Below are 20,517 nucleotides of genomic sequence, written 5' to 3'. Positions count from 1 at the left end.
CCTCGGGGACGTCGCCGGGCGCCACCGCCCTCTCAGCCGGCGGCCACGGTCTGTCTGAGCCAGCACTGCTGGAAGGCGAACCGGGCCGCCTCCACCTCGTGCCGCTGGTCGGCGTGGAGCACGCCGAGCGCGTACGCCGTCGCCGGGGCGATGCGCGGGGTGCGGGCCGCCGAGGACGCCGCGGCCGCCGCCTCCGAGGCGTCGCGGTGCCGGTCGAGCGCCCGGCCGGCCTCCGGCAGCCGTGCGTCGGCGGGGGCCCGGGTGGTGTCCGGGGCGCCGAGCAGGGCCTCCTGGGCGTAGCGGTGCAGGCGCAGCAGCAGGCGCACCTGGTGCCAGGGGGCGTCCTGCGGGTGCGGGGCCGGGTCCGGGGACAGGCCGTGGACCAGGGCCGCCGCGTTGTAGGGGCTGCCCGCGGTGACCAGCGGCAGGGCGGCGACCGCGTCCGCGAGGCGCTCCTCGGCGGCCGCGGCGAGAGGACGCAGGTCCGTGGCGTGCGCGGTGGGGGTGAGGGGGACGTCGCTGGCGAGGACGGCGACCTTGTCGGCGACGGCGTGGAAGCGGCTCGACCCCAGTGCCTGGAGGGCCGTGGAGTGGGCGCGGGTACGGGCCAGGGTGAGCTGACGGTCCAGCAGGGCGCCCGCCTTGGCGGCGCCCACGGCGAGGCTGCCGCGGTCCGGGGCGGGCGGCTGCGGCGGGTGGTTCACGGCGCGGCCGGCCGTCCCCGCGCGCGGGCCCGCCGCTGCTCCCGTGCCCGCCGCGCCCGCGCCCGCGCCCGCGGCCGCGGGAGTCGGGAAGCCCGCCGGTCCGGCGGGTCCGGCCGGCCTGGCGGGACCGGCGGGTCCCGAGAGCCTGTTCAGGGCGGTGAGGAGCCGGTCCAGGCGGGCCTGGCAGGCGTGTTCGCGGGCCAGGGTGCCCGAGAGCCAGGCCAGTTCCGGGCGCAGTTCCTCCGCCCAGGTCTCGTCCAGCACCCCCCGGAAGGTGTGCAGGCTGCCGCTGATGCGGCGGGCCGAGCGGCGCAGGGCGCGCGCCGCGTCGGCGGCCTCCTCGCCGGCGCCCGCCGCGGGGCCGGCCTCGCGGTGCAGGCGCAGCGCGCGGAGGAACTCCGTGGCCTGGGCCCGCAGATAGGCGGCGAGGCCGTCCGCGGTGGGTGCGCCGCCGGGCCCCTGGAGCGCGGGGGGCGGCACGGCGGCAGTGGGACGGTGCGTCGGGTCAAGGTGTTGCTGTGCCACGCCGGCGCCTCCGGGCGTCTATGAGCGTCTCCTGGATGTTGCGCAGGGGCTGGCCGTCCGCGTCGCTCGCGTGCCGGGTCCAGTCGCCGTCCGGGCCGAGGTGCCAGGAGGCGGTGGTGTCGGACATGCCCGTTTCCAGCAGCCGGTTGAGGGTGGCCCGGTGGGCGGGGTCGGTGACCCGGACCAGGGCCTCGATACGGCGGTCGAGGTTGCGGTGCATCATGTCGGCGCTGCCGATCCACACCTCGGGCTCCCCGCCGCTCCCGAAGGCGAAGACCCGGGAGTGTTCGAGGAAGCGGCCGAGGATCGAGCGGACGCGGATGTTCTGCGACAGACCCGGTACGCCGGGGCGCAGGGCGCAGATGCCGCGCACCCACACGTCGACGGGGACGCCCGCCTGGGAGGCGCTGTAGAGCGCGTCGACGACGGCCTCGTCCACCATGGAGTTGACCTTCACGCGGATGAAGGCGGGCCGGCCGGCGCGGTGGTGCTGGATCTCCTTGTGGATGCGGGAGACCAGACCGTCGCGCAGGGACTTGGGGGCGACGAGGAGGCGGCGGTAGGTCTCGCGGCGGGAGTAGCCGGAGAGCCGGTTGAACAGGTCGGAGAGGTCCGCGCCGACCTGCGGGTCGGCGGTGAGCAGTCCGAGGTCCTCGTACAGCCGGGCGGTCTTGGGGTGGTAGTTGCCGGTGCCGACGTGGCTGTAGCGGCGCAGTGTGTCGCCGCCTTCCTGGCGGACCACCAGGGACAGCTTGCAGTGGGTCTTCAGGCCGACCAGGCCGTAGACGACGTGGCAGCCGGCCTCTTCGAGCTTGCGCGCCCATTTGATGTTGGCGTGTTCGTCGAAGCGGGCCTTGATCTCGACCAGGACGAGGACCTGTTTGCCGGACTCGGCGGCGTCGATGAGCGCGTCGACTATGGGGGAGTCGCCCGAGGTCCGGTACAGGGTCTGCTTGATGGCGAGGACGTCGGGGTCGGCGGCGGCCTGCTCCAGGAAGGCCTGCACGGAGGTGGAGAACGAGTCGTAGGGGTGGTGCAGGAGCACGTCGCGGCTGCGCAGCGCGGCGAAGATGTCCGGCGGGGAGGCCGATTCGACCTCGGCGAGGTCGCGGTGGGTGCCGGCGACGAACTTGGGGTACTTCAGCTCGGGCCGGTCCAGGCTGTGGATGCGGAAGAGGCCGGTGAGGTCGAGCGGGCCGGGCAGCGGGTAGACCTCGGCCTCGCTGATCTTCAGCTCGCGCACCAGCAGGTCGAGCACCTCGCGGTCGATGGACTCCTCGACCTCCAGGCGCACCGGCGGCCCGAAGCGGCGCCGCATCAGTTCCTTCTCCAGGGCCTGGAGGAGGTTCTCGGTGTCGTCCTCCTCGACCTCCAGGTCCTCGTTGCGGGTGAGCCGGAAGGTGTGGTGCTCCAGGACCTCCATGCCCGGGAACAGCTCCTCCAGGTGGGCGGCGATGACGTCCTCCAGGGGGACGTAGCGGCCGGGGGAGCTTTCCAGGAAGCGGTTGAGCAGCGGCGGCACCTTGACGCGGGCGAAGTGGCGGTGGCCGGTGACCGGGTTGCGCACGACGACGGCCAGGTTGAGGGAGAGGCCGGAGATGTACGGGAAGGGGTGCGCGGGGTCGACGGCCAGCGGGGTCAGGACGGGGAAGATGCGCTGGCGGAAGAGGGTGAACAGGCGGGCCTGTTCCTTCTCGGTCAGCTCGCTCCAGCGGGCCAGCTCGATGCCCTCCTCCGCGAGGGCGGGGGCGACGTCCTCCTGGTAGCAGGCGGCGTGGCGGGCCATGAGTTCGCGGGAGCGGGCCCAGATCATCTCCAGCACCTCGCGGGGCTGGAGGCCGGAGGCGGAGCGGGTGGCGACGCCGGTGGCGATACGGCGTTTGAGGCCGGCGACGCGGACCATGAAGAACTCGTCCAGGTTGCTGGCGAAGATCGCGAGGAAGTTGGCCCGCTCCAGCAGGGGCGTGTCCGGGTCCTCGGCCAGTTCCAGGACGCGTTCGTTGAAGGCGAGCCAGCTGCGCTCCCGGTCGAGGAAGCGCCCCTGCGGGAGCTGGTCCTCGCCGTCCCGTGCCTCCTCGTAGACGTCGAGGTCGGCGTCGAGGTCGGGGTCCAGGTCGGAGACGGCCGCGGCCACGGTGTGCGGGCGGTGGGCCGCGAGAGAGCCCACGGAGGGCTGGTGATGCGGGACCTGCTGCGCTGCCTGGGTGTCTGGCTGGCTCATGAATCCATTCTTCCGCGCGGCGAGGGGGGCAGGCGCGTCGGAAGGCGCGGGCGGGAGCGCGGCTGCGGACCCCTCGGGGGGCGGCGGAGGCTCGGGCACGGCGGGTTTCATTGGGCGAGCGTCGCAAGCCTGTCTGAATCACCGGTTACGGAGACATGACGTGCGGGATAGCGGGGGGCGGCCCGCAGGGATCACGGGCGCCTGCGGGGATCTTGCGGGGCGGCTTCCTCTGCGGGCGTGCCGGGCTCCTCGGATCGCCGGCCAGGTGGTTCCAGGGGGGCGCCGGGTACGCTTCTCAGCCGTCGGCTGAGGGGGGCTGCCCAGTGGCTCGGTTACCCGGACCTGTTCTGCGCACTCCGAGGCTGGTGCTGGAGCCGATCCGTCGCGAGGACAGCGACGATCTCTTCGAGGCGGTGGTCAGCCAGGACAGCGTGATGCGGTGGCTGGCGACCGGGCGGGCGGACAGCCGGTCCGCGGCCGAGGCGATGTGCGGCGATCACGTCGCACACTGGGCCAGGCACGGCTACGGCGACTTCGCGGTCAGGGACGCGGCCACCCGTGCCTTCCTCGGGCGGGTGGGATTGCGCAACCGGGCCTGGTACGGGATCGACCTCGGCTTCGCCGTGCATCCGCGCGCGCAGGGCCGCGGCACCGCGGGAGAGGCGGGTCGTGCCTGCTTGGACTTGGCGTTCCGCCGACTCGCGCTTCCTGTCGTCTTCGCGTTCGTCCTGCCTGGCAACACGGCCTCGATCGCGGTCCTGCGCCGCCTGGGTGCTCAGGCGGCCGGGACAGTCCAGTCCAGCGGACTGCACTGTCTGCGGTATCGGTTCCGCCCCACCGCCATCCCGGCCGCAACGGAGCATGCCGTGGATGACGGTACTGACGGTGACGCAGGCCTCAGGCTGAGCTATGCGCCTGGCCCCGGGAACCGGGAGGACAACACCGCACTGCGCGGTGGTCTGCCCGACCCGATGGGAGTCGACGGGGTCGGTCTGGTCTGGGCGGACAAGGAACACACGCTCACGGCGGTCCGTGACGGCCGGCTGGTCGGTGCTACGGAGTGGCTGCTGCGGGAGATGCCATTCGACGGGGTACCGCGCCGTGTCGCCGGGCTGGGCAGTGTGCTGGTGCACCCCGCCGATCGGGGTCGGGGTATCGCAAGGACGATGATCAGTGTCGCGATCGAACACGCGCGGGCGGCCGGTGCCGAAACCGCCATGCTGCTCTGCCGCCAAGAGCACGTCCCGTTCTGCACGCAGCTCGGGTGGCGCCAGATCTCCGCGCCGGTCACCTTTCGGCAACCCTCCGGCACCCGGCTCTGCCCGCTGACCACCATGACCTACGACCTGGCCGAACTGCCCCGGCCCACCGTCGGCGTGGACCTGCGGGGCCTGCCTTTTTGACCGCAAGATCACTGGGGTGGGCCTGCGGGATGATCGCGTCATGAGTGAGATCGTGTTGATGTCGGACCCGAAGATCGCTGCCATACCCGTTGCGGAATGCGGTGAACGTCTCGTGGATGTCCGAGGTGGTGGCTCGTTCCTGGTCGACGTGCGGAAGCAGGACCCGGTCGGTGCCTTCGCCCACCTGCGGGAAGGTGTGCTGAAGCGGCTGCTCAAGGCCCAGTCGATGCTTCCGGCGGGCTTGCGCCTGCTGTTCGTCGAGGGCTACCGGCCTCCTGCCCTTCAGCGGAAGTACTTTGAGGAGTACGCCGGTCAGCTGCAAGCCATGCATCCTGAGTGGTCCGCCGGGCAGATCCACGCGGCGGCGAGCCGGTACGTGTCACCGCCCGAGATCGCTCCGCACAGCGCCGGTGCAGCCGTCGATCTCACCCTGGCCGGTGCCGACGGGCACGAGCTGGCCCTGGGCACGCGGATGAACGCGGACCCTGAGGAGAGCGAGGGCGCCTGCTACACCGATGCTGCCAACATCAGCGAGGAAGCCCGCGCCAACCGGAAACTGCTGAGCACCGTGCTCACGGCTGCGGGTCTGGTGAACTACCCCACGGAGTGGTGGCACTGGTCCTTCGGGGACCGCTATTGGGCCCTGACCAAAGGGAAGGCCGCTGCCCTGTACGGCCCTAAGGAGATCGACTCCTAAAACGCGTACGGATCCTCGGCCAGCGCCTCGTAGCATCCATGGAGCGCGTCACGGACCCCCATAGGTGCCCTGGGCAGTGACAGGCCTCGTTGGGCAGTGTCGCCGAGCAGCTTCAGGGCGCGGGCGGAGGCGGTCTCGCCGATGGTCGGGATGATCGACAGGGCCAGCTCTTCGGCTTCCGGCCATGCGCCCACTCCCAAAAGGCAGCCGAGGAGCCGGACGGCGGAGATGTTCCGATAGCCTACTTTGGCCCCACCGGGTTGGTGCAGAGCCCTCTGGAGGTAGGGGATTCCGTTTTTCCACTGCCCTGCCTCCTGCAGGGCGAATCCCTGATGCCCGTCGATCTCGTTCGCCGTGACCCACCACGTCCAGTGAGGATCACTGCCTTTTTTGCTCTCCTGGATGAGTGATCGTGCGCGGTCGAAGGATCGGGCGGCTTCGGAGCCTTGGCCCGCTCCGGCCAGCCCCTTTGCTTCACGGACCCTGAACATTGCTTCGGTGTGCGGGGAAATTCGCCCCTGCTCGATAATGGACCGGGCAATGGCCAACTCCTCGCGTGGACGCCCCACCCAGCCCGCCTGCATGGCCATGTTCTGCAGAACAAGCAGCTCGATCGAGCGATCACCTGCAAGCCTTGCCAGGTACAGAGCCTCTTGATTGAATCTGCGCGCAGCCTGGTGTTTCTCGGCATCGAAGAGTGCCCAGCCGGCGACCTCGGCCAGCTCCGCTGCCGCCGCCTGGATTTCGTGTTCTGCCTTGCGGTCGTGAATGCCTTCCCCCATCTGGCGATGTACTGACTTGTACGCGCGTGCGGCTGCATCCGCGACGGGTAAGCCGTTCATCTCATTGTCGAGGGCGACCAGACGTTGAGACATGTCACGGATGGCCCGCGTGAAACCCTCTCCCCCGCATGCGTCCGAGGCGGGGCTGTGTTCCAGGGCGTCCATTTCTGCTGAGCGGTCGGAACGAGCCGCAAGGGCGACCAACTCCCCATCGGTGCCGAGTAGTCCGTCCAGCCCTTCGGCCAGTTGCAGGGAAGGCGACTGCTTCCCGTTGAGGACGCGGCTCAGGTACGCAACGTCATAGTTGAGGGCGCGGGCAACGCCGCGCAAGCTCATGTGTCGTTCCCGAAGGGCTGCCCGGACGCGCGCTCGAAAGTCGTCCATCGCTGCTCCGGAGGGTGTTGACCGTTGACTGTCCAGTCTAGTCAACGCCGGTCAACTCCCGCAGGCACGCGCCAGATCGGTTGAGTGGTCAGCAAGCGCCCCCGCGCCGTGCGACCGGCCGGGGGCCAGCCACCGCTGACAGGAGCGATGACGTGACGGACCTTATCCGAACAGCCCTCGAATGGGTGAGAGCGATCCTGCTTGGACGGCGTACCCGAGGCAGGCATGCCCGTCTGTCTGGGTGTTCTGTAGTGCCCCGCGTGGCGCCGATCCCGTACGTGCGCGGAGCGAGACCGGTCGGGGCGCGCAGCCTGCGTCCCAGGATCACCGCACAGCCGCCTGCCCCCTGGGCGTCTCCGGGTGTCCTGGTGCGGCCCTACGTCGCCCAACTGGATGTCGTGCTGCGAACGGCCCGCACAGGCGCCGAGGTCGACCCGTGGGGAGCCGTCCAGTGGCAATGACCATTGCGGTCTACCGGGTCAACCCGGAAACCGGCGAGCGCACCCAGGTACGCGAGAAGCACACGGTGAAGCCGCTTGAAGTGCCCGAGGCGACTTCCGTACTTCCGCCCTGTTCCTGTCCGCGCTGCGTCGGCTATGCCATCCGGCTGCATGCCAAGGTGCGGGAAGCCAACCGGCGCAGTCAGGGGCGAACTGTGACCGGCACGACGACAGCGGACACGTCAACCATGTCCGCCGAGTGCGGGGTCGCGCAGCGTCCGGAATACAAGGGGCTGCACCGCGACTGCCGTCGAACCAAGGGCATTCCGCTTCCTGGCGGGGCGGGCCTCATGCTCATTGCGCGGTGTACCTGCCCCTGTCACCCGTACAACCAGGCCTGACGGCCGAACCAGCACCACACCCGATGGCTGCCGCTTCCGGCGCGCTGCGAGGCGCAAGGGCAGCAACACCTGAATCCCGTACCTGTGGGCGAGCGCCTGTGGGGACGGGCCGCAAGACGACGTGGGGACCGATTCCCCGCAACAGCACGACGAAGGGAAGCACGTGACACCAGGTCCGGAGTTCGCATTCCGCACGTCTACCGCGTGCACCTACAACAACAACGATCCTCGCTGCGTGCAGGTGGCCACGAACGTTCCCGGCACTGTGATTGTCCGCAACTCCGTGACCGGTGCGTCGGTCGAATTCACGGCGGACGAGTGGACCGACTTCCTGGCCGGTGCCAAGCTGGGCGAATTCGACGTCACGGTGTAGGGAGTCGTCATGGGGCGGTGTCCGCAGTGCGGCGGGAACGCAGAGCGGGACCCGGAACACCTCAGGGTGCTGCGGTGCCTGTCGTGCTGGCACGCCTGGGCGCTGCCCCGTGAACGCTCCTGTCCTGGTCGCTTGCCGACCCTGAGTGCGGCACTGCGAATGCTGGACGGGTACCGGGCCGCTCGCTGCTAGTCCTCACCCCGATGGCCGTCGACAGGGGCCGGCGATGCCTTCGACAGCACTGGCAGGGACTGAGTACCGCGCCATCCCGGAGACACGATGCGCGGGATAGCGGGGGGGGCGACCCCCGAAACTGCGGTCCATCGAGGGCATCAAGGCCATGAACGAGGGCCGGACCGGCCCCCGTCAACGGTGACCAGGGAGAAACGCGTGGGCAACGACCAGCAGGGAATCACCGAGGGCCAGCTGCGTCAGGCCAAGCTGATCTGGGAGTACCACCAGATGCAGCACGAGCTGCGGTCCGTCGACGTGGCGATCGGGCTGGGCAGCCACGACCTGGGCGTCGCGGCGCACTCCGCCGAGCTGTATCGCTCCGGACTCTTCCCGACCCTGGTCTTCACCGGTGGCAACAGTCCCACCACCGCCGAGGTCTTCCCCCGCGGCGAGGCCGTCCACTTCCGCGAGCACGCCATCGATCTCGGTGTTCCCGCCGAGGCGATCCTGCTGGAGCCGGACGCGACGAACACCGGCCAGAACATCAGCCTCTCGCGGGAGGTCCTCGCCGCAGCCGGCATCCACCCCACGACGGTGCTGCTGGTCTCCAAGCCGTACATGGAGAGGCGATCGTTCGCGACCGCCCGCGAACTGTGGCCCGACGTCGAGTTCCTCTGCGCGTCGGAGAGGCTGGAGTTGGACGACTACCTGAAGTCCATCGGGGACGACCAGCTCGTCCTTGACATGCTGGTCGGCGACCTCCAGCGGGTCATCGAGTATCCGAAGCTCGGCTTTGCCGTCGAGCAGCAGGTTCCCAAGGACGTGCACGCCGCGTACGAAACCCTCATCCGCGACGGCTTCACCAGCCGCCTCATCAACTGAGCTTCCCTGACCGGGCGAACTGTCGCTCCTTCCTGCCCCCGCCGTGCTGTGCCCGCCGCCGCCCGGGCGGTCACGCCGTGCCGCGGCGCAGCACCGTGAACGCGGCGGCGGTGACCGCGGCCGTGACGGTGAGGACGATGCCCGTCTCCAGCAGGTGCAGCGGCCAGAAGTGGGACTGCGGGTGGTACGTGGCGACGTACCGTTCGCCGTTGCCGCCGGCCCGGAGCAGGTAGGCGTCGCGGGGCAGTGCGACCGGGTGCGGCGAGGTGCGGGTGACGGCGGGCCACAGGTGGGGGCGGGCGGCCTCCAGGAGGAGGTGGAGCAGCCACATCGCGGCGAAGGAGACGCCGAGGGCGGGCAGGGTGCGGCCGACGAGCAGCGCGGTGAGCGCGCCGACCGACAGGGCGCACAGGGCGTAGGCCACGGTGGCGGGGCCGCGGGCCACGAAGACGTCGGCGTAGGACCACTTGTCGCGCATCAGGTCGCGGTGGGCCGCCCAGCCCCAGCGGTAGGCCAGGACGAGGGCGGTGCCGCCGAGGGTGAGGGCGGCGGCGGGCACGGCGAGCTTGGCCGTCAGCCAGCGGGTGGGGCTCACGCCCTGGGTCCAGGCGAGGCGGGCGGTGCCGGACTCCAGTTCGCGGCCGACGAGGGAGGCGCCGGCGAACGCGGCCACGGCGAGGAAGCTGTAGCAGACGAGCGCGGCGATCCAGCCGGTCGGGTCGCTGTAGTCGAGGGCGGCGAACGGCGAGGCGGAGGCGTGCGCCCGCTCGGCGGTGACCTCGTTCAGCCACACCAGCCAGCCGATCGTGCCGGCCACGAACGCGCCCCAGACGAGCAGGGCGGCGCGGTGCACGGTGAGGACGGTGCGGGGCAGGCCCTGGACGAGCGCGGTGCTCGTGCTCACGCGGTGGCCTCCTTGCGGGTGGTGGCCCCCTTGCCGGTGGTGGCCCCCTTGCCGGCCGGCGCCGTCGGACGGGTGGAGCGCCGCAGGACGGTGAACGCGGCCCAGGCGAGCAGGCAGGCGAGGACCAGGACGAGGGCGCTGGTGGCGAGTTGCAGCGGCCAGTAGTGGGAGAACGGCTGGCTCTCGGTGTAGAAGCCGGTGGCGTGCAGCTTCGCGTACGTCCCGGCGCACACGGCCGGGTCCGGGGAGTAGCAGCCGGGGTCGGGGATGTGCGCGCCGGTGGCGGTGACCAGGCCGCTGCCGAGCGGGAGTCCGCCGCCGCCGTAGCCCTCCTCCAGGGTGGTGACGCGGGTGACGGCGGGCCACATGTGGGGCAGGGCCAGGCCGGCGAGGCCGCGCAGGCCGGCGGCCACGCACAGGCCGGTGGCCAGCGCGGGCAGGGTGCGCCGCCACAGCAGGGCGGCCAGTGCGCCCGCGGCGAGGGCGGCCAGGGCGAGGGCGACGGTGGTGGGCCCGTTGGCGTGCAGGGTCCAGGTGTCGGTCCAGTCCTTGGCGGTGGTGACCCGGCCGCGCGCCGCCGACCAGGCCCTGTTGTGCAGCAGCACCAGCAGGCCGGTGCCCACGGCGACCAGGGCGGCCGGGAGGGCCAGGCGGGTCGCCAGCCAGCGGGTGGGGGTGACGCCCTGGGCCCAGGCGAGCCGTGCGGTGCCGCTCTCCAGCTCGCGCCCGAACAGGGAGCCGCCGGCCCAGGCGCCGACCAGGAGCGGGAGCGCGTTGAGGGCGAGGGTGGTGTAGTTGTAGACGTCCTTGTAGCGCAGGATGGCGTCCTGGTCGTACGAGCAGCGCGGGGACATGCCGCAGGCGTCGTACTGCCGCCAGGCGCTCGCGGCGGCGTCGGCGAGCGGGCCCCACAGCCACACCAGGCCGGCGGCGAGGACGACGACGAGCACGGCCCACGTGTACAGCGCCGGGCGGTGCAGGCGCAGCAGCCAGCGCACCAGGCGCGGCCGGCCGGCGCGGGATCCGGCGGCCGCGGGGGCCGGGCCGGTCGGGGCGGTCAGGGTGGTCATGCGCGGGTCTCCTGGGTCGTGTGGTTCTCCTGGGCCGGGTGGCTCTCGCCGGACCCGTCCAGGGCTGGGGCCGAGGGGTTGCGCAGGTGCGCGAGGACGAGTTCCTCCAGGCTGGGCGGGCCGGCGTGCCAGTCCTCGGGCAGCGGGCCACGGGGCCGGATCAGCGCGGTGACCCGGCGGCCGGCGGTGCGGGACTCGACGACGGTGTGCCGGGCCAGTTCGGCGGTGTCGGCGGGCGCGGTCACGCGGGTGTGCGCGGCCAGCAGGTCGTCGATCTCGCCGGCCAGCCGGACCCGGCCGCCGCCGACGAGCAGCAGGTGGTCGCAGGAGTCCTCCAACTCGGCGACGACGTGCGAGGACAGCATGATCGTGGTGCCGTGCTGGGCGGCCTCGCCCATCAGGACGCCCATGAGGTCGTGCCGGGCCAGCGGGTCCAGGTCGGCCATCGGCTCGTCGAGCAGCAGCAGTTCGGGCCGTTTGCCCAGGGCCAGCGCGAGCGCGACCCGGGTGCGCTGGCCGCCGGACAGGGTGCGGATGCGGGAGCGCGGGTCGAGGTCGCCGACGGCCACGATCCGTTCGGCGCCGGCCGCGTCCCAGCGCGCCGGGTTGAGGTCGGCGCCCATGCGCAGCGTCTCGGCGATGGTGAGCTGCGGGTAGAGCGGCTTGTCCTGGGCGACGTAGCCGACCCGGGGGCGGGCGCTCGCCGGGTCGGTGCCGAGGACGGTGATACGGCCCTCGCTGGGGGCGAGCAGGCCGGCGGCGAGGGTGAGCAGGGTGGACTTGCCCGCCCCGTTGGGGCCGACCAGGGCGCAGACGCGCCCGGCGGGCAGCCGGAAGGCGCACTCGCGCAGCGCCCAGCCCTTGGCGCGCCGGGCGTACCGCTTGCCCAGCGCGGCTGCCTCGAGTGCCGTGCCGGTGTCGGTCATGACGGGTCTCCCTGGGGATGTTCTTCGCGCGGGGCGAAGTGTCGGTCGAGTACGGCGGTGAAGAGCGCGGCCACGTCGTCGCGGTCCAGGCCGGCCGCGCGGGCCCGCCCGGCCCAGCCGTCCAGCTCCGCGCGGAGCGGGGAGTCGTCGGCGGGGGCGGTGCCGAGCGAGCGGCGTACGAAGGTGCCGAGGCCGCGGCGGGCCTCCACCAGCCCTTCGCGTTCCAGCTCGCGATAGGCCTTGAGCACGGTGTTGGGATTGATGGCGGTGGCCTCCACGACCTCGCGGGCCGTGGGCAGCCGGTCGCCGGGCCGCAGGGCGCCCAGGCGCAGGGCCTGCTTGGTCTGCTGGACGATCTGCATGTAGGTGGCCACGCCGCTGTGCCGGTCGATGCGGTATACGAGCACCCCCCTGCACCACCCTTTCACTAATTGAGTAGTGAAAGGGTGGTGCAAGATGATCGTAAAGTCAAACGCCCGCGGCGCCCGGCACGCCCGGCGTTCGTGGACCCGGCCCGCCGTGAACCGGATCGCGGGCTCCGTCCGAAGAGGGGACGTGAGCGGAACGAGAAGCGACGGGGAACTGCTGCGGGCCATCGCGGCGGACCGGGACCGGCGCGCCTTCGAGGAGCTGTACCGGCGGTACGCGCCGTGGCTGACCGCGCGGCTGCGCGGACGCTGCGCCGACCCCGCGATGGTCGACGACGTCGTCCAGGAGACCTTCCTCGCCGTCTGGCGCGGCAAGGCCCATTACCGGGAACAGGCCGCCGCGGCGGACGCGGCCGGATGGCTGTGGCGGATCGGCTCGCGCCGCCTGATCGACGCCCTGCGCGGCGACGGCGCGCGCGGCCGGCTGCGCCAGGCCCTGACCCGGCTGCGCCACCGCGACGAGGCCTCCGCCGAGGAACGCGTGCTCACGGGCGTCGAGCACGGCGACCTCGCCGGAGCCCTCACCCGGCTCTCGCCGGAACTGCGGGCCGTCCTCCAGGCCACCGTCATCGACGGACTCACCACCCGGGAGGCGGCCGTCCTGCTCGGCATCCCGCCCGGCACCGTCAAGACGCGGGCCATGCGCGCCCGCAAGCAACTGCGGGAGGCGCTGGCATGAGCGGCGGAACGACACCCCGGAAGACCTGGCACGTCGCCGACGAGCACCTGCGCGCCTACGACCGCGGCGAACTCGCCCCGCCGCTGCTGTGGTCCACCGACACCCACCTCGCCGGCTGCGCCGCGTGCCGGGCCCGGCTCGCCGCGCTCACCGACCCGGTGGCGCTGGAGGAGGGCTGGGCCCGGCTGGACGCCGAACTCGACGCGCCCCGCCCCGGGCCGCTCGAAGCGCTGCTGCTGCGCTGCGGCGTGGCCGACCACACCGCGCGGCTGCTGGCCGCCACCCCCGTGCTGCGCCGCTCATGGCTGATCGCCCTCACCGCGGTGCTGGTGATGACCGTCGCCGTGTCCGACACGCTGCGCTCGGCCGACTCGCCGGTCCTGTTCCTCGCGCTCGCACCGCTGCTGCCGCTCGCCGGGGTGGCGCTCGCCTACGGGCCCGCCCTTGACCCCGCGTACGAGACGGCGGTGGTCGCCCCGCTGCACGGGTTCCGGCTGGTGCTGCTGCGCACGGTCGCCGTACTGGCCACCGGGCTCGGCATCAACGGCCTGGCCACCCTCGCCCTGCCCGGCTACGGGCTGCGCGCCCTGGCCTGGCTGCTGCCCGCCCTCGCCCTCACCGCCACCGGCCTCGCCCTCACCCCCCGGCTCGGCCCGGTCCTCGCACCCGCCCTGACCGGCGGCGCCTGGACCGCCCTCCTGCTGGTGGCCCGGGCGACCCGGCACGGCGACACGCCCCTGCCGCAGTTCACGGCGGCCGGCCAGGGCACGGCCGCCGCGGTCGCCGTCCTCGCCACCGTCCTCCTCTTCCGCCTGCGGGACCGCTTCGACCTGACCACGCCCCGCACGCCCCACCCGGGCCAGCGGCATGGGGGACCGTCGTGACGTGCGCCCCGTCGCCCGCGCCCTCCCCCGCCCCCTCCCTCTCCCCTGCCCCGTCCCTCTCCCCCGCCCCGTCGCCTCACCCGAACCGCACCGATCCTCCGTACGGGAGTGCCTCGTGACCCACACCGTCTCCGCCTCCGGGCTCACCCTCCGCTACGGCGGCACCGCCGCTCTCGACGACGTGTCCCTGAGCCTGGGGGAGGGCATCACCGGGCTGCTCGGGCCCAACGGGGCCGGGAAGACCACCCTGCTGCGCGTGCTCGCCACCGCCGTCCCCGCCGACCGGGGCGCCTTCACCGTGCTCGGCCACGACCCCGGCACCACCGACGGCCGCCTGGCGGTGCGCCGCCGGCTCGGCTACCTGCCGCAGAACCCCGGCCTGCACCCCGACTTCACCGCTTTCGCGTTCGTCGACTACGTCGCGATCCTCAAGGAACTCACCGACCGCGGCGCCCGCCACCGCGAGGTGCGGCGCGTCCTTGCGGAGGTCGACCTCGGCGACGTGCGCGGACGGCGCATCAAGAAGCTCTCCGGCGGCATGCGACAGCGCGTCGCCCTCGCCGCCGCGCTCGTCGGGGACCCCCGCTTCCTCGTCCTGGACGAGCCCACCGTCGGTCTCGACCCCGAGCAGCGGATGCGCTTCAGGGACCTGGTCACCCGCACCGGCGAGGACCGCACCGTGCTGCTGTCCACCCACCAGACCGAGGACGTCTCCATGCTCTGCAACCGCGTGGTCGTCATGGCCGGCGGCCGCGTCCGCTTCGAGGGCACCCCCGCCGAACTGACCGCGCGGGCCGCGGGCCGGGTGTGGAGCAGCACCGAACGCGACCCGGCCGCACGCGCCGGCTGGCGCACCGGCACCGGCGACTTCCGCAACGTGGGCGACCCGCCCGACGGCGCCCGCCTGCTCGAACCCACCCTGGAGGACGGCTACCTGCTCACCCTCGACGCCTGCGGCACGAAGGCGGCGGCCCGATGACGACGACCACCGCGCCCCCCGAGCCCACCTCCGTGACCGGCGCCGACGGGGCACCCCGCGGCCCGCGCGTGCGGGCCGTGCTCGCCCTGGCCCGCGTCGAGAGCCGCGAACTGGCCCGCCAGGCCGTGGTCCTGCTCTTCTTCGCGGTGTACGCCGCCGCCACCGCCTGGCGCATGTACTCCGGCCACGCCGGCTGGCACGCCGGCCACGAGGGCATGGCCGACCACCCCGCCCTCCAGGACGCCGACCGGGCCACCCAGAGCGGCGCGCTGCTCCTGGGCGCCGCCCTGTTCGTCTGCGCCGACCGGGCCGTGCTGCGCTCCCGGCGCCGGGGCACCGAGGAGCAGTTGGGCGTCCTGGTCATGGAACCGTGGCGGCGCACCCTCGCCCACGCCCTGTCCGTCGTCCCGTTCGCGCTGTTCACCGCCCTCGTCGTCGCCGTCCGCTTCACCTCGGACGCGCTCAGGGCGGGCGCGGTCGGCCACGGCTCGGCCGCCGAACTCGCGGTGGCCCCGCTGACGGTGCTGCTCTGCGGGGTCGCGGGCGTACTCCTGGCCCGGCTGGTGCCCTCCTGGTTCGCCGCCCTGCTCGTCGTCGTCGCCGGATTCATGGTCCCCGCCTTCCTCGGCGTCGCGGCGGGCGGCGCCCACTGGGTCCGGTGGCTGGCCCCGGTCGTGACCGAGACCGGTTCCGATCCCGTGCCCTCCGGCCTGGTGGGCCGCCCGGCCGCCTGGCACGCGCTCTACCTGGCCGGTCTGACCGCCTTCCTGCTGGGCGCCGCGCTGCTGCGCTCGGGCGGCCGTAGCGTCCGCGTCAAGGCGTTCGCCGTCCTCGCGCTCGCCGCGACCGCCGCCGGGATCGCCGGGCAGTCCCCGGGCCCCTCCGCCGCGCTCCAGACGGCCCGCGCCCGGGTGTCCGAGCACCCGGAGGCCGTCGAGAGCTGCGCGGCGCGCGGGACGACGACGTACTGCGCGCTGCCCGAGTGGACCGGCCGCACCGACGCCTGGGCCAAGACCGCCGACCGCGTCCGCTCCCTGGCCGGCGGCATCGCCGCCACCCGGCCGCTGACCGTGCGCCAGCGCGTCGAGGCACGCTACGGACTGGACGGCGGCGGCGCCTACGACCCGCTCACCGCCCCCGGCACCGCCACGGTCGGCACCCGCTGGGGCGGCAACCGGGTCCCGGAGTTCTCCGTCGGCCTGGCCTCCGTGCTGGTCGCGGGCGACGAGCGGGCGGGCGCCGAGGTGTGCGACGGCCGTGTCGTCACCGTCATGTGGCTCGCCCTGGGCGCGGCGCCCGACCCGGTCACCGCCCTGCGCGACGTCCGGCTCGACGAAAACCTCGAAGGCGGAAGTTACGTGCTGACGCCCACCGGCGGCCTGAGGATGAGCGCCGAACAGACCAAGGTCGTGAGGGCGTTGTTCGACCGCCCGCGCCAGGAGGCCGCCTCGGCCGTGAAGTCCCACTGGGCCGAACTGACCGCGCCCGGCACGTCCACGGCCCGCGTCGCCGACCTGCTGGACGTGCCCGGCGTGAGCCACGCGAAGGGAGCCGGGGACGCGTGCGAGAAGTGAAGGACGGAAAAGGGAGCGGTACGCGGCGGGTGATCGGCGCGCTGCTGGGGCCGGTGTGGCGGTCCCTGCCGTGGCGGGTGCTCGGCGCGGCGGGCGCACTGGGACTGCCGGCCGCCGGGAGCGTGCGGCTGATGTCCGGCGCCGGCGGCCCGGACCCGGCTCTCGGGCTGGGGGCGCTGCGACTGGTCGCGCTGCTCGGCGGGTTCGGCCTGGCGTTCCTGTTCGACGACCCGGCCCGGGACACCACCTCGGCGGTCCCCGTACGGCGGGCGCTACGGGCCGCGGTGCGCCTGGCGCTCGTCGCCCCGCTCGCCGCGGCCTGGTGGACCGCCGCGCTGTTCCTCGTACCCGACGGGGCCCGCCCGCCGGCCGGTGCCCTCACCCTGGAGGCTGCGGCGGTCGCGGCGGCCGCCCTGGCGCTCGCGTCGGCCTCGGTACGTCTGCGTGCGGAGCCGGCACCGGGCGCCGCGACCGCGCTCGCCCTGCTCGCCCTCGCCGTCGCCGCGCTGCTGGCACCGGCCCGGTGGAACCCGCTGCCCGCCCCGGGCGACCCCGACTGGGCCGCGGCCCACCACTGGTGGACGGCCGCCCTGGGCGCCGCCGCGGTGATCTGCGCGGCGTGCCTGCCCGAGCCGCGGGCGCGGCGCCGCTGCGCCGCGCGCCCGAAGGCCGCCGGCGTCAGACCTCCGTCCGGTACATGAGGTCCGTCTCGTACGTCGTGAAGCCGAGCCGCTCGTAGACCGACACCGCCGCCTTGTTGTCGGCGTCGACGTAGAGCATCGCGGTCGGCAGGCCACGCTCCGCCAGGTGGCGCAGGCCGGTCACGGTGAGCGCCTTGCCGAGGCCGCCGCCCTGCGCACCGGGCCGCACCCCGAGGACGTACACCTCGCCCAGTCCCTCCTCGGCGTGCACCTTGGTCCAGTGGAAGCCGGCCAGCCGGCCCTCCCGCTCGGCCAGGAAGAACCCGCTCGGGTCGAACCACGGTTCGGCCTTGCGGGCGTCGAGGTCCCGCTGGGTGAGGGAGCCCTGCTCGGGGTGGTGGGCGAACGCCTCCGCGTTCACGGCGAGCCAGGCGGCGTCGTCCTGGCCGGGCACGAACGCCCGCACCGTGACGCCCTGCGGCAGTACCGGCTCGGGCAGCTCAAAGTCGGTGAGCGGGCGCCGCATCTGCCGCAGTTCGCGGAACAGGGTCAGCCCGAGCACCTGCGCCAGGTGCCGGGCGGCGGAGTGCCCGCCGTGCGCCCACACCCGCAGCCGCTTGCCGGAGGCGGCGAGCAGCGCCGAGCCGAGCGCCCGGCCGTGCCCGTGCCCGCGGTGCGCCGGGTGCACGACGAGTTCGGCGGCGGGCGCCTCCACCGGGTCGGTGTCCTCCAACTGCGCGTAGCCCACCAGTTCACCGTCGACCCGCAGCAGCAGATGCGACACGCCTTCGCGGGCGCCCCCGCGCAACTGGAGCCTGCCCTGTTCGGACACCGCCTGCTGTCCGTCGTCGCGGGCCGCCGCGGCCAGCAGAGCGAACACGGTGTCGGCCTGGTCCGCACTGAGCGCGGAAAGGGTCTCCAGTGAGCGGGCGATCGGTGCGGTCTCGTCGCTGGTCATGTTTTTGAGAGTACAGAGCGGGCGCCGGGTCACGTGGGTGTCGGCCCGGTCCGTTCACCCCGGCCCACGGCGACGCGCGGCACCCCGGCCCACGGCGACGCGCGGCACCTCGCCCGGCGGCCCCGTGGCCCGCGTGGGCGCGGACCGTACGGGCCGCTGACGGGTGCTCGCCCGCGGTCCGGGAGCACGGGCGGCGTTCGGTGACGCGCTCAAGGCAGTTCGGGGGGCGGGGTGGGCGCCCCCGGCAGGCGTACCGTCGCCACGGTGCCACCGTCCTGGGCGCGGGTCAGGGTGACCTCGCCGCCGGACTGCTGGACGGTGCGGGCGACGATGGACAGGCCGAGGCCCGAGCCGGGCAGGGCGCGGGCGCTGGGGGAGCGCCAGAAGCGGTCGAAGACGTGGGGGAGTTCGTCGGACGGGATGCCGGGGCCGTGGTCGCGGACCGTGAGGACGCCGGCTGTGAGCCGCACCTCGACGGTGCCGCCCTCGGGGCTGAACTTCACCGCGTTGTCCAGGATGTTGACGATCGCGCGTTCCATGGCCGCCGGCTCGGCCCGCACGAACCAGGGCTCGACGTCCGCCGTGATGGTCAGCTCCGGGCCGCGCAGCCGGGCGCGGCGCAGCGCCGCCTCCACGCTGTCCTGGAGCGCGATCACCTGGATCCGCTCGCCGCGCTGCCCCTCCGAACGGGACAGCTCCTGGAGGTCACCGATCAGGGCGGCCAGTTCCGTCATCTGCGCCTTCACGGAGGCCAGCAGCGCCTTGCGGTCCGCCTCCGGCAGCGGGCGGCCCGTCTCCTCGCTGCGGGTGAGCAGTTCGATGTTGGTGCGCAGGGAGGTGAGGGGCGTACGGAGTTCGTGGCCCGCGTCGGCGATCAGCTGCTGCTGGAGGTCGTGGGAGGACGCCAGGGACGCGGTCATCGAGTTGAAGGAGCGCGACAGCCGGGCGATCTCGTCCTCGCTGTCGTCCTCGACGGGGATGCGGATGGTCAGGTCCTCGGTGCGGGCCACGTGCTCGACGGCCTCGGTGAGCTTGTCCACGGGGCGCAGCCCGGCGCGGGCGACCGCGAGCCCGGCGGCCCCCGCGCCGACGACGCCTATGCCGGAGACGAGCAGGAGCAGCAGCGCCAGGTCGTCGAGGGTCTTGTCGGTGTCCTTCAGCGGCGTGGCGATCAGCAGCGCGTGCCCGGGGTACAGCTGGGGACCGGCGGGGGAGGCGATGAGCAGCGGGGAGGTCAGCACGCGCACGGGGTTGCCCTTGGTGTCCCTGCCGTCGTGCAGCCGCTCGATGCCCTGTCCGGCGTTCCGGGCGATCTCGGTGTCCGCGCCGGTGACCCTGACCGTGCCGACGGAGTTGCCGAAGACGCAGGTCCCGCCGGTGGCGCTGATCACCTGGACGTAGTAGTCGGTGGAGCCGGGGCCGCGGTCGTCCGTGGTGCTGGGTGTGGTGGTGCAGTTGGTCAGGAGGTTCTCCACGCTCTGCGAGCGCACCGGGCTGCTGGCCGCCTTGAGGTCCGCGTCGAGCTGCTGGATCAGCTTGCCCTGGACGATGAACCAGCAGGTCACCGACACCGCGGCCACGCCGAACGCCACCGCCGCCGCCACCAGCAGCGCGAGCCGGGAGCGGATCGGCAGGGACCGGAACCGGCGCACCGCCTTGTTCACTCCGCGCCGCCCTGCCGCAGGACGTACCCGACCCCGCGCACGGTGTGCACCAGGCGCGGCTCGCCGCCCGCCTCGGTCTTGCGCCGCAGGTACATCACGTAGACGTCGAGGGAGTTCGACGACGGTTCGAAGTCGAAGCCCCACACCGCCTTCAGGATCTGCTCCCGGGTGAGCACCTGGCGCGGGTGCGCCATGAACATCTCCAGGAGCGTGAACTCGGTCCGGGTCAGCTCCACCTGGCGCCCGGCGCGCGTCACCTCGCGGGTCGCGAGGTCCATGCGCAGGTCGGCGAAGGCCAGCACGTCACCCTCGTCGACGTCGTCGGCCACGGCCGCCGCGTACGAGCTGCGGCGCAGCAGCGCGCGGATCCGGGCGAACAGCTCGTCCAGTTCGAAGGGCTTGACCAGGTAGTCGTCCGCCCCGGCGTCCAGGCCGGTCACCCGGTCGCCGACGGTGTCGCGGGCCGTCAGCATGAGGATCGGGGTGGTGTCGCCGGCGCCGCGGATCCGGCGGGCGGCGGTCAGGCCGTCCATGCGGGGCATCTGGATGTCGAGGACGACCAGGTCCGGCTGGTAGGCGCCCGCCTTCTCCAGCGCGTCCGCGCCGTCCACGGCGACCTCCGTGTCGTAGCCCTCGAAGGCGAGGCTGCGCTGGAGGGCCTCGCGCACCGCGGGCTCGTCGTCGACGATCAGGATGCGCTGGGCGGCACGGTCGCGGTCGTCACGGTCGCGGTCGCCGTCGGCGGGGCTCATCGGTCGTGGTTCCTCGGGTTGTTCGGGGCCGGAGGGGCCCGGCGGTGCGACCGGTGGGTCGCTTCCGGGCCC

At 73.4% G+C, this 20,517-nt stretch carries 20 protein-coding genes; 10 read left to right on the top strand and 10 right to left on the bottom strand.

Features of this window, described 5'->3' with window-relative positions; all coding sequences use genetic code 11:
* Positions 1-32: 32 nt before the first annotated feature.
* Complete coding sequence (locus AB0G56_RS12260) at positions 33-1,229, bottom strand: CHAD domain-containing protein (protein WP_360967570.1); 1,197 nt, start codon at positions 1,227-1,229, stop codon at positions 33-35.
* Positions 1,210-3,450, bottom strand: a complete 2,241-nt coding sequence (locus AB0G56_RS12255) for an RNA degradosome polyphosphate kinase (protein ID WP_360967567.1) — start codon at positions 3,448-3,450, stop codon at positions 1,210-1,212. Before AB0G56_RS12255 ends, AB0G56_RS12260 begins: the two co-directional genes overlap by 20 nt.
* Positions 3,451-3,815: 365 nt before the next feature.
* On the opposite strand from AB0G56_RS12255, the gene AB0G56_RS12250 reads away from it, so the two are divergent.
* Positions 3,816-4,853, top strand: a complete 1,038-nt coding sequence (locus tag AB0G56_RS12250; RefSeq protein WP_360967564.1) for a GNAT family N-acetyltransferase — start codon at positions 3,816-3,818, stop codon at positions 4,851-4,853.
* A 40-nt stretch (positions 4,854-4,893) separates the two neighbouring features.
* A complete protein-coding gene (locus AB0G56_RS12245) occupies positions 4,894-5,550 on the top strand; it encodes a M15 family metallopeptidase (RefSeq protein WP_360967561.1) in 657 nt (218 codons plus the stop codon).
* Here AB0G56_RS12245 and AB0G56_RS12240 read toward each other — a convergent pair.
* Positions 5,547-6,716 (bottom strand): helix-turn-helix transcriptional regulator, encoded by a 1,170-nt coding sequence (locus AB0G56_RS12240; RefSeq protein WP_360967558.1) that lies wholly within the window; start codon positions 6,714-6,716, stop codon positions 5,547-5,549. The genes AB0G56_RS12245 and AB0G56_RS12240 overlap by 4 nt on opposite strands.
* A gap of 451 nt (positions 6,717-7,167) precedes the next feature.
* On the opposite strand from AB0G56_RS12240, the gene AB0G56_RS12235 reads away from it, so the two are divergent.
* The 3 genes from AB0G56_RS12235 (at position 7,168) to AB0G56_RS12225 (ending at position 8,986) form a co-directional block, all read left to right on the top strand.
* Positions 7,168-7,557 (top strand): hypothetical protein, encoded by a 390-nt coding sequence (locus AB0G56_RS12235; RefSeq protein ID WP_360967555.1) that lies wholly within the window; start codon positions 7,168-7,170, stop codon positions 7,555-7,557.
* Positions 7,558-7,678: 121 nt separating this feature from the next.
* Positions 7,679-7,930 (top strand): DUF397 domain-containing protein, encoded by a 252-nt coding sequence (locus tag AB0G56_RS12230; RefSeq protein WP_360967552.1) that lies wholly within the window; start codon positions 7,679-7,681, stop codon positions 7,928-7,930.
* A 390-nt stretch (positions 7,931-8,320) separates the two neighbouring features.
* Complete coding sequence (locus AB0G56_RS12225) at positions 8,321-8,986, top strand: YdcF family protein (protein WP_360967550.1); 666 nt, start codon at positions 8,321-8,323, stop codon at positions 8,984-8,986.
* A gap of 70 nt (positions 8,987-9,056) precedes the next feature.
* On the opposite strand, the gene AB0G56_RS12220 is transcribed toward AB0G56_RS12225, so the two are convergent.
* From AB0G56_RS12220 to AB0G56_RS12205, 4 genes are read right to left on the bottom strand one after another with little or no spacing between them, the layout of a single operon-like run.
* Positions 9,057-9,890 carry a hypothetical protein gene (locus AB0G56_RS12220; RefSeq protein ID WP_360967547.1) on the bottom strand — a complete coding sequence of 278 codons (834 nt, stop codon included), beginning with the start codon at positions 9,888-9,890 and terminating at the stop codon, positions 9,057-9,059.
* Entirely contained in the window at positions 9,887-10,960 is a 1,074-nt protein-coding gene (locus AB0G56_RS12215) for an ABC transporter permease (protein WP_360967544.1), read from the bottom strand. Before AB0G56_RS12215 ends, AB0G56_RS12220 begins: the two co-directional genes overlap by 4 nt.
* A complete protein-coding gene (locus tag AB0G56_RS12210) occupies positions 10,957-11,886 on the bottom strand; it encodes an ABC transporter ATP-binding protein (protein ID WP_360967541.1) in 930 nt (309 codons plus the stop codon). Before AB0G56_RS12210 ends, AB0G56_RS12215 begins: the two co-directional genes overlap by 4 nt.
* Positions 11,883-12,293, bottom strand: coding sequence for a GntR family transcriptional regulator (locus AB0G56_RS12205; RefSeq protein WP_360967538.1), 411 nt, complete (start codon positions 12,291-12,293; stop codon positions 11,883-11,885). Before AB0G56_RS12205 ends, AB0G56_RS12210 begins: the two co-directional genes overlap by 4 nt.
* A 148-nt stretch (positions 12,294-12,441) precedes the next feature.
* Between AB0G56_RS12205 and AB0G56_RS12200 the strand changes: the two genes are divergently transcribed.
* The 5 genes from AB0G56_RS12200 to AB0G56_RS12180 all read left to right on the top strand — a co-directional run bounded on the left by AB0G56_RS12200 (position 12,442) and on the right by AB0G56_RS12180 (position 17,131).
* On the top strand, positions 12,442-12,993 hold the full coding sequence (locus AB0G56_RS12200) for an RNA polymerase sigma factor (protein WP_360967536.1): 552 nt from the start codon (positions 12,442-12,444) through the stop codon (positions 12,991-12,993).
* A complete protein-coding gene (locus AB0G56_RS12195; RefSeq protein ID WP_360967533.1) occupies positions 12,990-13,877 on the top strand; it encodes a zf-HC2 domain-containing protein in 888 nt (295 codons plus the stop codon). Before AB0G56_RS12200 ends, AB0G56_RS12195 begins: the two co-directional genes overlap by 4 nt.
* Before the next feature lie 115 nt (positions 13,878-13,992).
* Complete coding sequence (locus tag AB0G56_RS12190; RefSeq protein WP_360967530.1) at positions 13,993-14,856, top strand: ABC transporter ATP-binding protein; 864 nt, start codon at positions 13,993-13,995, stop codon at positions 14,854-14,856.
* Complete coding sequence (locus AB0G56_RS12185) at positions 14,853-16,430, top strand: ABC transporter permease (protein ID WP_360967527.1); 1,578 nt, start codon at positions 14,853-14,855, stop codon at positions 16,428-16,430. The genes AB0G56_RS12190 and AB0G56_RS12185 overlap by 4 nt, the downstream gene beginning before the upstream one ends.
* On the top strand, positions 16,418-17,131 hold the full coding sequence (locus AB0G56_RS12180) for an ABC transporter (RefSeq protein ID WP_360967524.1): 714 nt from the start codon (positions 16,418-16,420) through the stop codon (positions 17,129-17,131). Before AB0G56_RS12185 ends, AB0G56_RS12180 begins: the two co-directional genes overlap by 13 nt.
* On the opposite strand, the gene mshD is transcribed toward AB0G56_RS12180, so the two are convergent.
* The 3 genes from mshD to AB0G56_RS12165 all read right to left on the bottom strand — a co-directional run bounded on the left by mshD (position 17,109) and on the right by AB0G56_RS12165 (position 20,445).
* The gene (gene mshD / locus AB0G56_RS12175) at positions 17,109-18,029 is read right to left on the bottom strand and encodes a mycothiol synthase (RefSeq protein ID WP_360967521.1); all 921 of its coding nucleotides are present in this window, start codon (positions 18,027-18,029) and stop codon (positions 17,109-17,111) included. The genes AB0G56_RS12180 and mshD overlap by 23 nt on opposite strands.
* Before the next feature lie 209 nt (positions 18,030-18,238).
* Positions 18,239-19,693 carry a HAMP domain-containing sensor histidine kinase gene (locus AB0G56_RS12170; protein ID WP_360967518.1) on the bottom strand — a complete coding sequence of 485 codons (1,455 nt, stop codon included), beginning with the start codon at positions 19,691-19,693 and terminating at the stop codon, positions 18,239-18,241.
* Complete coding sequence (locus tag AB0G56_RS12165; RefSeq protein ID WP_360967516.1) at positions 19,690-20,445, bottom strand: response regulator transcription factor; 756 nt, start codon at positions 20,443-20,445, stop codon at positions 19,690-19,692. Before AB0G56_RS12165 ends, AB0G56_RS12170 begins: the two co-directional genes overlap by 4 nt.
* Positions 20,446-20,517 lie beyond the last annotated feature (72 nt).

Source organism: Streptomyces sp. NPDC021356, from assembly GCF_040641015.1.
Classification (GTDB): Bacteria; Actinomycetota; Actinomycetes; order Streptomycetales; family Streptomycetaceae; genus Streptomyces.
This window is presented reverse-complemented; position numbering and strand designations above follow the sequence as displayed.

Coding starts and splice junctions, on each gene's coding strand:
- mshD (WP_360967521.1), bottom strand. CDS start 18,029: ATGACCAGCGACGAGACCGCACCGATCGCCCGCTCACTGGAGACCCTT.
- AB0G56_RS12215 (WP_360967544.1), bottom strand. CDS start 10,960: ATGACCACCCTGACCGCCCCGACCGGCCCGGCCCCCGCGGCCGCCGGA.
- AB0G56_RS12185 (WP_360967527.1), top strand. CDS start 14,853: ATGACGACGACCACCGCGCCCCCCGAGCCCACCTCCGTGACCGGCGCC.
- AB0G56_RS12245 (WP_360967561.1), top strand. CDS start 4,894: ATGAGTGAGATCGTGTTGATGTCGGACCCGAAGATCGCTGCCATACCC.
- AB0G56_RS12165 (WP_360967516.1), bottom strand. CDS start 20,445: ATGAGCCCCGCCGACGGCGACCGCGACCGTGACGACCGCGACCGTGCC.
- AB0G56_RS12255 (WP_360967567.1), bottom strand. CDS start 3,450: ATGAGCCAGCCAGACACCCAGGCAGCGCAGCAGGTCCCGCATCACCAG.
- AB0G56_RS12210 (WP_360967541.1), bottom strand. CDS start 11,886: ATGACCGACACCGGCACGGCACTCGAGGCAGCCGCGCTGGGCAAGCGG.
- AB0G56_RS12195 (WP_360967533.1), top strand. CDS start 12,990: ATGAGCGGCGGAACGACACCCCGGAAGACCTGGCACGTCGCCGACGAG.
- AB0G56_RS12240 (WP_360967558.1), bottom strand. CDS start 6,716: ATGGACGACTTTCGAGCGCGCGTCCGGGCAGCCCTTCGGGAACGACAC.